This window comes from Methylobacterium sp. WL18 (genome assembly GCF_008040015.1).
In the GTDB taxonomy this organism is placed as follows: Bacteria; Pseudomonadota; Alphaproteobacteria; order Rhizobiales; family Beijerinckiaceae; genus Methylobacterium; species Methylobacterium mesophilicum.
The window spans coordinates 1-8375 of record NZ_VRVD01000176.1; the positions used below are offsets into that span (position 1 = coordinate 1).

At 69.6% G+C, this 8375-nt stretch carries 13 protein-coding genes; 5 read left to right on the forward strand and 8 right to left on the reverse strand.

From position 1 onward, the window contains the following. Positions 1-179: 179 nt before the first annotated feature. Entirely contained in the window at positions 180-326 is a 147-nt protein-coding gene (locus FV228_RS33120) for a hypothetical protein (protein ID WP_187277752.1), read from the reverse strand. A gap of 207 nt (positions 327-533) precedes the next feature. Here FV228_RS33120 and bchO point away from each other — a divergent pair, with 207 nt between their 5' ends. The 3 genes from bchO (at position 534) to FV228_RS14275 (ending at position 3371) form a co-directional block, all read left to right on the forward strand. Further along, positions 534-1439, forward strand: coding sequence for an alpha/beta fold hydrolase BchO (bchO, locus tag FV228_RS14265; RefSeq protein ID WP_147855230.1), 906 nt, complete (start codon positions 534-536; stop codon positions 1437-1439). 90 nt (positions 1440-1529) lie between these two features. Beyond that, positions 1530-2300, forward strand: coding sequence for a gamma-glutamyl-gamma-aminobutyrate hydrolase family protein (locus tag FV228_RS14270; RefSeq protein ID WP_147855231.1), 771 nt, complete (start codon positions 1530-1532; stop codon positions 2298-2300). 270 nt (positions 2301-2570) lie between these two features. Then, positions 2571-3371, forward strand: coding sequence for an outer membrane beta-barrel protein (locus FV228_RS14275; protein ID WP_147855232.1), 801 nt, complete (start codon positions 2571-2573; stop codon positions 3369-3371). A 116-nt stretch (positions 3372-3487) separates the two neighbouring features. Here FV228_RS14275 and FV228_RS14280 read toward each other — a convergent pair whose 3' ends face one another. After that, positions 3488-3700, reverse strand: a complete 213-nt coding sequence (locus tag FV228_RS14280) for a hypothetical protein (RefSeq protein ID WP_147855233.1) — start codon at positions 3698-3700, stop codon at positions 3488-3490. A gap of 290 nt (positions 3701-3990) precedes the next feature. After that, positions 3991-4257 carry a hypothetical protein gene (locus FV228_RS14285; RefSeq protein ID WP_147855234.1) on the reverse strand — a complete coding sequence of 89 codons (267 nt, stop codon included), beginning with the start codon at positions 4255-4257 and terminating at the stop codon, positions 3991-3993. On the opposite strand from FV228_RS14285, the gene FV228_RS14290 reads away from it, so the two are divergent. Both FV228_RS14290 and dusA read left to right on the forward strand, forming a co-directional pair. Next, the gene (locus FV228_RS14290) at positions 4256-5131 is read left to right on the forward strand and encodes an SDR family oxidoreductase (protein ID WP_147855235.1); all 876 of its coding nucleotides are present in this window, start codon (positions 4256-4258) and stop codon (positions 5129-5131) included. The two genes, FV228_RS14285 and FV228_RS14290, sit on opposite strands and share 2 nt — an antisense overlap. Before the next feature lie 198 nt (positions 5132-5329). Beyond that, the gene (gene dusA / locus FV228_RS14295; protein ID WP_147855236.1) at positions 5330-6346 is read left to right on the forward strand and encodes a tRNA dihydrouridine(20/20a) synthase DusA; all 1017 of its coding nucleotides are present in this window, start codon (positions 5330-5332) and stop codon (positions 6344-6346) included. Positions 6347-6359: 13 nt separating this feature from the next. Here dusA and FV228_RS14300 read toward each other — a convergent pair whose 3' ends face one another. From FV228_RS14300 to FV228_RS14320, 5 genes are all read right to left on the reverse strand, one after another. Further along, entirely contained in the window at positions 6360-7052 is a 693-nt protein-coding gene (locus FV228_RS14300) for a TIGR02281 family clan AA aspartic protease (RefSeq protein WP_147855237.1), read from the reverse strand. Next, complete coding sequence (locus FV228_RS14305) at positions 7049-7261, reverse strand: DUF1289 domain-containing protein (RefSeq protein WP_147855238.1); 213 nt, start codon at positions 7259-7261, stop codon at positions 7049-7051. The genes FV228_RS14300 and FV228_RS14305 overlap by 4 nt, the downstream gene beginning before the upstream one ends. A gap of 141 nt (positions 7262-7402) precedes the next feature. Continuing rightward, the gene (locus tag FV228_RS14310) at positions 7403-7798 is read right to left on the reverse strand and encodes a hypothetical protein (protein ID WP_246693907.1); all 396 of its coding nucleotides are present in this window, start codon (positions 7796-7798) and stop codon (positions 7403-7405) included. Between the two features lie 2 nt (positions 7799-7800). Beyond that, the gene (locus FV228_RS14315; RefSeq protein ID WP_147855240.1) at positions 7801-8043 is read right to left on the reverse strand and encodes a DUF433 domain-containing protein; all 243 of its coding nucleotides are present in this window, start codon (positions 8041-8043) and stop codon (positions 7801-7803) included. Between the two features lie 69 nt (positions 8044-8112). Then, positions 8113-8375 (reverse strand): adenosylcobinamide-GDP ribazoletransferase (locus FV228_RS14320; protein WP_187277753.1); only part of this gene is annotated, 263 nt, incomplete at its 5' end.

Here is an 8375-nt window from a genome sequence, read left to right on the forward strand (position 1 = left end):
GGTTGCCGGCCCTGGTGATCGATACCGGGGCCCGAGGCGAAGGCGCCCGCGCGGTCGCCGAAGCGATGGACGCCCGCTATCTCGTGCTGCCCCGGGCCGATGCCGGCCTGCTCAGCGCGGCGGTGCGGGCCGCGCTCTGAGCGGGATATCGGGCCGGAAAGAGCCGGCCGTGTCGACGATCAGAGGTGGTAGCCAGCCCCGAGATCGGCGACGCGCTGGTTGTGGGACATCCAGGCGTTCAGCATCTCGCGGAACAGGCCGCGGAAGCTCCAGCGGCCGTCGGTCGAGCCGGCGAAGTGATGGGTCGAGGAGGTGAAGACGATCATGGCCGGTTCCAACGGTGAGAGATGCGCGGTGCCTGTGTTCGCCCCTTTGATGCCCCCGATGTTGCGTCGCAGCAATCCGGGCTCCGGCAGCGGTGGCATGCAGTTTCCGCATGCTTTCTCAATATCTTACGAAATACTTCCGACACGGCACGATAGCGCAGGCGCGGGCGGTACGCTTGCGCTTGGTGCGCTGCGGGATTCCGGCCGGTGCTGAGCCCGCGCGACGCGGATCGGCCCGATTGGGCGGTCGAGGGCCGGGATTGGCCGCACCGGGACGCGAGCCGCTTCGTCGAGGCGGCGGGCCTGCGCTGGCATGTGCAAGAGTTCGGGCAGCCCGAGGCGCCGGTGCTGCTGCTTCTGCACGGAACCGGGGCGGCCACCCATTCCTGGCGCGGCCTTGCGCCGCTCCTGGCCCAAAATTTCTACGTCATCGCCCCGGACCTTCCGGGCCACGGCTTTACCGATCCCCTACCGGACGCCGACTTGTCGCTGCCGGGCATGGCCCGGGCCGTAGCGGGGCTCGTGGGAACGCTCGGACGCCCGCCCATCGTGGCGGCGGGTCACTCGGCCGGGGCGGCCGTGTTGGCGCGGATGTGCCTGGACGGGTCGATCGCTCCGCGCCTGCTCGCGGCGTTCAACGGTGCGCTCGCACCCTTGCCCGGGGCGGCGAGCCTGCTGTTCCCCGGCATGGCACGGCTGCTGTTCCTCAACCCGTTCACGCCAAGAATCTTCGCCTGGACGGCGGATCGGTCGGCGGCCAAGAAGCTGATCGAGGGGACCGGCTCACGGCTCGATTCGCAGGGCGTCGATTTGTACAGGCGCCTGTTCGCCCGGGCCGGGCACGTCCGCGGGGCGCTGGGCATGATGGCGAACTGGGATCTCGCCGGGTTGCACCGGGCGCTGCCGGACCTCACGACCCGAACCCTGCTGATCGTCGGCGGCGACGACCGGGCGATCCGGCCCGACACCGCCTTCACGGTCCGCGACCGCCTGCCCGACGCCCGCGTCGCGCTGATCCGGGGGCTCGGCCATCTCGCGCACGAGGAGGCCCCCGAGCGGGTCGCCGAGGTGCTGCGCGAGGAAGCCCGGGCCGCGGGTGTTCCCGGGCTCTGACGGGACTGGCGCCAGCTTTGCGTGGGTCGTAGAGCCAACCGCAAGGTGCGGGGCCTGCGGCGAAGCCGGGACGAAGGAGTGGCCGGGACGATGGCGAGACCCGTGATCGGCGTCATCGGAAACGCGCGCCTGCTCGACAACCGGTTCACGGCCCAGATCGTCGGCCAGAACAACCTTCGGGCGGTGGCCGACGTGGCCGGGGCCCTGCCGCTGATGTTCGCCGGCTGCCCCGGGATCACCGATCTCGGCGACCTCCTCGACACGGTGGACGGCATCCTGCTCACCGGCGGCCGTGCCAACGTCCATCCGACCCGCTTCAGCACCGCCGCAGACCCGGCCCACGAGCCTTACGACGAGGCCCGCGACGCGACGGCGCTGCCATTGATCGAGGCCTGCGTGGCGCGGGGCGTACCGCTGTTCGGCATCTGCCGCGGGTTTCAGGAGATGAACGTCGCCTTCGGCGGCAGCCTGCACCCGGAGATCCGCAATCTGCCCGGTCGCCTCAACCACCGGATGCCACGGCTCGAGAACGGCGAGATCCACCCGGACCTCGAAGTGGTGTTCGCCGACCGCCACGCGGTCCGCCTGACCCCGGGCGGCGCCTTCGCGCGGCTGCTCGGGTGCGAGACGATCCGGGTGAACTCCCTGCACGGCCAGGGCATCCTGAAGCCGGGCGCCCGCATCGTGATCGAGGGCATCGCCGAGGACGACACCATCGAGGCGATCCGCATCCACGACGCGCCGGGCTTCGCCCTGGGCGTACAGTGGCACCCGGAGCACGACGCCGCGACGAACCCGATCAACCGGGCGCTGTTCGCGGCGTTCGGAGCCGCGGCGGCGCGGCAACGGGCCTCACGATGAGCGGGGTTGAACAGACCCTGTGACGGGCCTCAAGCGGCACCGCCGATCGGTCCGGCACCCTTCGATATCGCGCTTTCGCGCACCGATTTATTGCATAGAGCAGCTTTTTCTCAAATGACAATGATGTTATTTAGATAAATTTCAATAAATAATATGATCGAGTTGTTTTATATTTGCATAATACGCAAGTATTTAAGTGTTGCAGCTGCGTGACAGCTCCGCATTATACGATTTGATACCACGCTCGTATTTCATTTGCTTGGACGACTCATGTTCTACAAGACTTTTTCCCCCCTGGCCGCGCTCGTTGCCTTGACCAAGCTCGCCTCGGCCGCGGATCTTCCGCGCCGGGCATATACGCCCCCGCCGCCGGCCCTGCCGGCCTTCACCTGGGCGGGCCCGTATTTCGGCATCAACGCCGGCTACATCACCAGCACCAAGGATGCCGTGACGACCGTGGGCGTGCTCCCGCTCAACAACGGGGGCGTGACCGGCGATCGTCCGGGCACGCGCGCGCTGCCGCGGGACGGCTTCGTCGGCGGCGGTCAGATCGGCTACAATGTCCAGCTGACGCCCAGCTTCGTCGTCGGCGCCGAGGCCGACCTGGCCTACACGGACCTGAACCGCACCCGGAGCAGCACCGGGCGGCTCGGCGGGATCAGCACCTTCCGGCAGATGGGCAACGCGCTCGGGACCCTGCGCGGACGTGTCGGCTACGCCTTCGACCGCACCCTCGTCTACGGCACCGGCGGCTTCGCCTACGCGGGCGAGACCTACCGCGGCGTGTTCCAGACAGCGGCCGGCCGACCGAGCTTCTACGGCAGCAGCTCGCGCGTCGAGACCGGCTACGCCGTCGGCGGCGGCATCGAGTTCGCCCTACCCACCGATTCCGCGTTCAACATCTTCCACACCAACGCCGTGACCCTCAGAGGCGAGGCGCTGTACTACGATCTCGGCCGCCGCACCGTCCCGCTCGTGGCGGTGGGGCCAGGCGTCGGCGCCTACGCCGCGCGCTTCCGGAACGAGGGCGTGCTCGGCCGCTTCGGCCTGAACTACAAGTTCGGCAGCTAGAGCATCATCCCGGAACCCGGCCGCCGGCTTCCGGGATGATGCGAATCAAAAAGCCCGCGCATCCCCAAGGCGGAGACGCCGGCCCGACGAGCCCGAACCGTGTTCGCATCCGCGCCTCACGGCCGCTTCGGCACCGGCCGTCGGCAATAGGCGCGCGCCTCCGCGTCCGAGAGGCCGTCCTGGGCCGTCACGCATTGGTCGAGGGTCAGGCCGATGCTGGCCGCGTAGGTCTGGTTCGGCGACAGGGCCTCGCGGGCGAGGCCCGCCAGGTAGACCAGGAACGCGGCCACCGCGAGGAGGGTCGCGGCCATGAAGGCGCGGTTCAGCATCGGTCCCGCCCCCTTTCACGCTGGAGGCCCCCGCGGCCCGTCACGGGAAACCAACCAGCAGCTGCGCCATCGCGAGCAGAACGAGGCCCGCGCAGATCAGAACGACGGCGGTGCGATCGAGACCGGGGCGGCGCATCGTGAGCGGGCCTAACGCATCGTGTCGGGGACCGGAACCGGCACGATGCGCTGGCCTTCTGATGCGCATCGCCTCTTTGCCGAACGCCGGTGGCCGCCTTTCAGGATGATGCGCCGGCATCCGCTGCGGATCGGGGCGGCGCCCGGTGCGGGGCTCACTGGAGCACGCCCCACAGGCCCGCGGCCAGGCCGAGGGTGAGCGACAGCATCGCGGCACCGAGCAGGGCGCGATCGATCCTGCGTGCGACGCGATCCTCCGATTCCAACACGATCATGGCGCCCTCTCCCTCGCGCCGGAGAGTGGGGACCGCCTGTTGCTGCTCGATGTCGCCGCGTCTCTGCTCCATCGGCGCGTCGGCGCGGCACAGGAACACCCCGGTCGAGCCATCGTTGGACCCGTATCCCAACGCGAGACCCCGCATGACCACAGATCCGCTGCACAAGTATCCCCGTCCGCCGTTCGAGGCACAGCCGCAGAGCTTTCCGGGCAAGACCGGCCGCATGGCGCCCGAGCCCGATCACGGCGAGGACAGCTACAAGGGCTCCGGCAAGCTCACCGGCCAAGTCGCGCTGATCACCGGCGGCGACAGCGGCATCGGCCGTGCGGTGGCGATCGCCTATGCCCGCGAGGGGGCCGACGTCGCCATCTCGTACCTGCCCGAGGAGCAGGCGGATGCCGAGGCGGTGAGCGGCTGGATCGAGAAGGCTGGCCGGCGCGCCCTGCTGCTGCCGGGCGATCTCAAGGATCCCGCCTACGGCCGCGCGATCGTAGCCCGCACCGCCGAGACCTTCGGACGCCTCGACGTGCTGGTGAACAACGGCGCGTTCCAGCAGCCGAACGAGGGCCTGGACGCCATCGAGGACACCATCTTCGAGGACCATTTCCGCACGAACGTGTTCGGCCCGTTCTACGTGACCAAGGCGGCTCTGGCGCACCTGAAGCCCGGCGCGTCGGTGATCTTCACCTCCTCGGTGAATTCCAAGCATCCGATGCCGTCGCTCATGGCCTACAGCGCCACCAAGGGCGCGCTGAGCAACATGGTGCTGAGCCTGTCCCAACTCCTGGCCGAGAAGGGCATCCGGGTGAACGGCGTGCTGCCGGGCCCGATCTGGACGCCGTTCATCCCGTCCGGAATGAGCCAGGATTCGGTGAAATCCTTCGGCAGCCAGGTGCCGTTCGGCCGCCCGGGCCAGCCGGCCGAGCTCGCCTCCGCGTACGTGATGCTGGCCTCCGAGGAGAGCAGCTACACGTCGGGCGCGCTCATCACCGTCGCCGGAGCGATGCCGGTGTTCTAAGCCGGATCGTTCCTGCTCTCTGTATCCGGGGACACCGCCAGGCGCCCCACCCGGGCGGTGTCCCATACCCGAGCGCTTTTCGAGGCTCGCCCGCCCGTGGTATCAGCGGGGCCTTCTCCTCGATCCACCGGAAGACACCTACCGCGTCCCGAGGCGCGGTGCGCCGGCAGGATACGGGTCAACACGGATCTCGCACACGTGACGGCGGCTGAGACTTGCGGCGCACTTCCGGGATGGCGGTTCTCCGTCGCCCCCATGATGGACTGGACGGATCGGCATTGCCGGGCCTTCCACCGCACCCTGTCGGCGCGGGCGCGGCTCTACACCGAGATGGTCACCACGGGCGCGGTGCTGCACGGCCCGCGCGATCGGCTGCTCGGGTTCTCGAAGCAGGAGCATCCGGTCGCGGTCCAGCTGGGCGGGTCGGATCCGGCCGAACTGGCGCAGGCGGCGCGGATCGCGGCCGATTTCGGCTACGCCGAGATCAACCTCAATGTCGGCTGCCCGTCCGACCGGGTGCAGGACGGCCGCTTCGGCGCCTGCCTGATGCGCGAGCCGGCCCTGGTCGGCGACTGCGTGGCGGCCCTGAAGGCGGCGGTGTCGGTTCCCGTGACGGTCAAGTGCCGGATCGGCGTCGACGACCAGGATCCCGAGGCGGCCCTGGATGCGCTCGCCGACGCGGTCGTGGCCGCAGGGGTGGACGGGCTGATCGTCCACGCCCGCAAGGCCTGGCTCAAGGGCCTTTCGCCCAAGGAGAACCGCGACGTGCCGCCCCTCGATTACGGCCGTGCCGCCCGGCTGAAGCAGCGGCTCGGCGCCCTGCCGGTGGCGGTCAACGGCGGCCTGCGCGACCTGGATACAGTGCGCGCGCACCTCGCCGAGGTGGACGGCGCGATGGTCGGCCGCGCCGCCTATACCGAGCCGGCGCTGCTGCTCGGCGTCGATCCCGAACTGTTCGGCGTGGACGCACCGGTCCCCGACGCCTTCGCGGCCGTGGCGGCGTTCGAGCCCTACCTGGCCGAAATCCTGGCCCGGGGCGAGCGCCTGCATGCCGTGACCCGGCATATGCTCGGCCTGTTCAACGGAAGGCCCGGGGCCCGGGCTTTCCGGCGCCACCTCTCGACCCACGGGATGCGGCCCGACGCCGGACTCCAGACCCTGCGGGACGCGGTGGCCATGGTCTCGCATGAAGCGCCGGAGGCGCAGGCGGCTTGAGGCGTGCGCCGCCTCAGGGCGGGCTCAGGATCAGCCGGTCGCCTCGGACCTCGTAGGCCGACAGGCGCGTCAGGAAGGTCTGGCCCAGCATGTTGCCGGCCAGCGAGCCCGGCCGCGCCACCATGGCGTTCACCCGGCGCTCGGTTATGGTGCCGATGTGCAGCGAATCCAGCTGGATCGGCGCCGCATACGCGATGCCGTTGGCCGTGGACACCCGGGCGGTGAAGTCGGCCGCCGCCGGGGTGAGGCCCAGGGCGGCTGCGTTCTCGGCGGTCAGCACCACGCTGCTCGCGCCGGTGTCGAACAGGAACGGCTGGATGCGGCCGTTGACCTCGGCGTCGACCCGGAAGTCGCCGTCCGCCCGCCGGGTGATCGTGACGCCGCCGCCGGGGTTGGAGACGGCCGAGCCCGGCCGGAGTTCGCCGAGCACCCGGGCACCGACGCCCTGGATCCGGTCGCGGTAGCTGTAGCCGATGACCAGGGCGAGCCCGATCAGCGCCCAGGCCAGCAGCGCCCGCAGGCTCGGGCCGAGCGAGGTCGTGATCTGCCGCCAGTAGCCGGCGACCACCAGGATCAGGATGCCTCCCGTCGAGGCGAGCCCGGCGAGGTGGTCGGGCTCGATCACACCGCCGATGCTTTCGCTGCCGTCGCTGAGGACCAGCACGGCCATGACCAGGGCGATCGCGGCGAGCCCGAGATAGATCATGACGGCAGCGGCTCCTCGACGGGGGTGAAACCGGCCGCACGCAGCCGCGCACCGAGCCCGGCCATGATGGCGCGCCGCCGCGTCTCCGGCATCCCGCCCCATGTGGCGATCTCGTCGCGGGTACGCCCGCAGCCGCGGCACAGCCCGCTGCCGGCGTCGAGCACGCAGACCTTGGTGCAGGGGGACGAGGGTTTGGGCGCGGGCTGCATCGCGGATCCATGGCCGAGGGATCGTGGCTCGATCAAGGCCTTCGGGCATCATCCCGAATGGCAGCCGCAGGCCCTCGGCAAGACGTGGGATAAATCAACGAGTTCCTGCATCGCGCCGGTTCAGTGATCCGGACCGATCCGCTACGGTGCGAAGGGCGGCACCGCGGGCCATTCTTCTTCCACCAGCAGACCGTCCGCGAAACGCCGCACGTGGCGGCGCCCGTCCAGGGTTATCGCAACATGCTGTCCTGGCTTGGTCCGGAGAATGGTGTCGGCGATGTTCGCCACCCGCGCCATGAGGGCGGAGCGCCGATTGACCGGTAAAGAGACGACGGCGAGCATGCGTCCGACGAAGCTCTGCTGGTCGGCGATATTCTTATCATTCGTGACCAGGACGGCGTAGCCTGCGGCCTGGGCAGCTCGGAGCAGCGTGCCGTTGCCGATGCCCTTCCAAGCCGTCCGAAACCGATCGGCATCCACACCGCTGGCCCTCAGCCCGTCGGCGAGATGCCGCGGCACGCCCTCGTCGAGAACCACCCTCACGCCGCTCTCGAACCGGCCAGTGACCGCGAGGTAAGCATGAGGACTCGCACCACGTCGTTTTTATCCAGAGTCTGATAGGCGTCCAGGATCTCATCGACAGAGAGCCCGTCAGCCAAATTCTCGAACAGCACCTCGACAGGTACACGTGTCCCTCGGAAGACGCGTCGACCGCCCATGATCGTGGGATCCGAGGTGATGAGATCCTCGAGCGTCGGTCCGCGCTGGGAATCGGCCTGCATGGCGATGGCTCCACGGATTGCATCAGGTCGGCTGGCCTTGAAGCATCATGTCGGAACCGCCGACGAGCCTCAATCCGCCAGCGACGCCACCAGGGCCAGCAGCGCGGCGATCTCGGCCAGCTGCTGGCAGGCGCCGATCACGTCGCCGGTCTGACCGCCGATCTTGTTCCGGGCGAGCCGGGTGAGAGCGAGCGCCCCGAGGCCGGCGAACAGGATCATCAGCGCGACGCCGGCCACCGGCAGGCCGAGGAGAACGCTCCCCAGCGCGATGGCGAGGCCGCTACCGAGGGCGACCCAAAGGCTCGCCCGGTCCGGGCGGCCGACCGCGGCGG

Excerpts from the sequence above, each read along its gene's own strand:
- FV228_RS33120 (WP_187277752.1), bottom strand. The coding sequence starts at position 326 with ATGATCGTCTTCACCTCCTCGACCCATCACTTCGCCGGCTCGACCGAC.
- FV228_RS14270 (WP_147855231.1), top strand. The coding sequence starts at position 1,530 with ATGGCGAGACCCGTGATCGGCGTCATCGGAAACGCGCGCCTGCTCGAC.
- FV228_RS14275 (WP_147855232.1), top strand. The coding sequence starts at position 2,571 with ATGTTCTACAAGACTTTTTCCCCCCTGGCCGCGCTCGTTGCCTTGACC.
- FV228_RS14280 (WP_147855233.1), bottom strand. The coding sequence starts at position 3,700 with ATGCTGAACCGCGCCTTCATGGCCGCGACCCTCCTCGCGGTGGCCGCG.
- FV228_RS14290 (WP_147855235.1), top strand. The coding sequence starts at position 4,256 with ATGACCACAGATCCGCTGCACAAGTATCCCCGTCCGCCGTTCGAGGCA.
- FV228_RS14285 (WP_147855234.1), bottom strand. The coding sequence starts at position 4,257 with ATGCGGGGTCTCGCGTTGGGATACGGGTCCAACGATGGCTCGACCGGG.
- FV228_RS14300 (WP_147855237.1), bottom strand. The coding sequence starts at position 7,052 with ATGATCTATCTCGGGCTCGCCGCGATCGCCCTGGTCATGGCCGTGCTG.
- FV228_RS14305 (WP_147855238.1), bottom strand. The coding sequence starts at position 7,261 with ATGCAGCCCGCGCCCAAACCCTCGTCCCCCTGCACCAAGGTCTGCGTG.
- FV228_RS14315 (WP_147855240.1), bottom strand. The coding sequence starts at position 8,043 with ATGCAGGCCGATTCCCAGCGCGGACCGACGCTCGAGGATCTCATCACC.